We start from the raw sequence: 1749 nt of genomic DNA on the forward strand, positions 1-1749 counted from the left end.
CCGCACGGTCATGCGCAGCTTGGTACGAGTCGGTATCGCCTGCCTGCTGGCCACCACGGTCAATGCTGCGCTGACCACCTCGGTTGCCCGCAAACCCGTGGCCGCTACCGATCACGTGCATGATTTCGATATGTTTTTCGGTAGTTGGCATTCACGCCAGCTACGTTTGAAAGAGCGGCTCGTCGGCAGCAAAACCTGGCTGGAATTCCAGGGCACCCAGGTGGTGCAGCCGATTCTCGGCGGCCAAGGCAACATAACTGAAAACGTCTTCACCCTGCCCGATGGCGTAATCCGCCGCGGCGTCGCTGTGCGCGCATTCGATCCGAAGACCGCGAAGTGGTCGATCTGGTGGCTCGATGGCAGCGACCCGACCAAGATGGACGTGCCCGTTGTCGGCAGCTTCGAGAACGGCGTCGGCACCTTTTACTCGGACGATACCTACGACGGCAAGCCGATCAAGGTTCGCTTCACCTGGCTAAACATCACGCCCAGCAAACTGCAGTGGGAACAAGCGTACTCGGCCGATGGCGGCAAGACCTGGGAAACCAACTGGATCGCCTATTTGAGCAAAACCCATTGAGCCGATCATCGCCAGCCGGTCCTGGCCGTCTTTGATCGCCCCTTCAGCCATCTGTCCGGTGAGATCACCATGACCGACCTTTCCGCTCGCCGCCGCATGTTGCAACGATCGCTTGCGGCGATTCCGTTTCTGCTGACCCTGGATGAATCGGCCAGCGCTTCGGCACAAGAGATGTCCAAGCCGTTGGCCGGCGGCGCCGATCCCATGCACGACTTCGATTTCTTTCTCGGCAGCTGGAACGTCAAACACCGCCGGCTAAAGCAATGGCTGGTCGGCAGCCATGACTGGGAAGAGTTCGAAGGCAGCAGCCATTGCATCTCGCTTCTTGGCGGCATCGTCAACTTGAACGAAACGGTAGTGCATCGCTCGACCGGTACTTATCGCGGCATGGGTCTTCGTGCCTACGATGCAAAAACCAACAGCTGGGCCGACTGGTATCTCGACGGCCGCCACCCCACCGAGATGGATGCCCCCGGCATCGGCCGCTTTATTAACGGCGTCGGCACGTTTCTCTCCGACGACAGCTTCAACGGCAAGCCAGTCAAACTGCGCGGCCTGTTTACTCCCATCAACGCCAACACCTGCCAATGGGACCAGTCGTACTCGGCAGACGGCGGCAAGACCTGGGAAACCAACTGGATCATGCGCTACACCCGCACCGCATAAAGCCATCGTCGTCAGGCTTTGCAGTAGTGGGCGTTACGCATGAAGTGGCGTACCGGTGATCGGCCATCGCCGGGATGGCCATGCCAGACCGTATCAAGGTGGGGCGTTGTCTTTATGAGTGAAAGAAGCTGGGGTGCTTTTACAAGGCCCGGGTTGGTCGGCTTCCAGCTTCTTTCGCTCATCTTTTTAAGCGGACCCTGCCGGCAGAGTTTTGTCAGCACATCCTTCGCTCGGCTCCCCATAGCTGTTTGATACACCCATATGGACGTCCATGGGTGTCCTGGCTTGGCGGCGGCGCCAACGATTAACGATCGATTCCCTGCGCCGCGTAGACCAATCGTTCAAGCCCGGTGCGTATCGCGGTAAGACTAAGCCCGCCAAAACGCAGTAACAAGCCATCGTCATCGGCGGGGCTATGCCGATAGGTATTGAGCAGATGCAGCGCCAAGCCGCTGGCCTTCGCCGTGCGCTGCACTTCCTGTGCATGCGCATGGCGCAGCATG

The 1749-nt window shown here is 59.3% G+C and carries 2 protein-coding genes and 1 pseudogene; 2 read left to right on the forward strand and 1 reads right to left on the reverse strand.

Annotation, left to right across the window (positions count from 1 at the left end):
* A pseudogene (locus OUZ52_RS22715) lies at positions 1-580 on the forward strand (hypothetical protein); the annotation flags it as partial.
* Positions 581-649: 69 nt separating this feature from the next.
* Positions 650-1246, forward strand: coding sequence for a hypothetical protein (locus OUZ52_RS22720; protein WP_266160881.1), 597 nt, complete (start codon positions 650-652; stop codon positions 1244-1246).
* Between the two features lie 304 nt (positions 1247-1550).
* Here the strand turns inward: OUZ52_RS22720 and OUZ52_RS22725 are convergent.
* A partial coding sequence (locus tag OUZ52_RS22725; RefSeq protein ID WP_266160882.1) for a hypothetical protein occupies positions 1551-1749 on the reverse strand: 199 nt, incomplete at its 5' end.

Origin of the sequence: Dyella silvatica, assembly GCF_026283955.1 — a bacterium.
GTDB classification, from domain to species: domain Bacteria; phylum Pseudomonadota; class Gammaproteobacteria; order Xanthomonadales; family Rhodanobacteraceae; genus Dyella_C; species Dyella_C silvatica.

Bases quoted from the DNA above. Each gene is read 5' to 3' on its own strand.
- OUZ52_RS22720 (WP_266160881.1), top strand. From the start codon at position 650: ATGACCGACCTTTCCGCTCGCCGCCGCATGTTGCAACGATCGCTTGCG.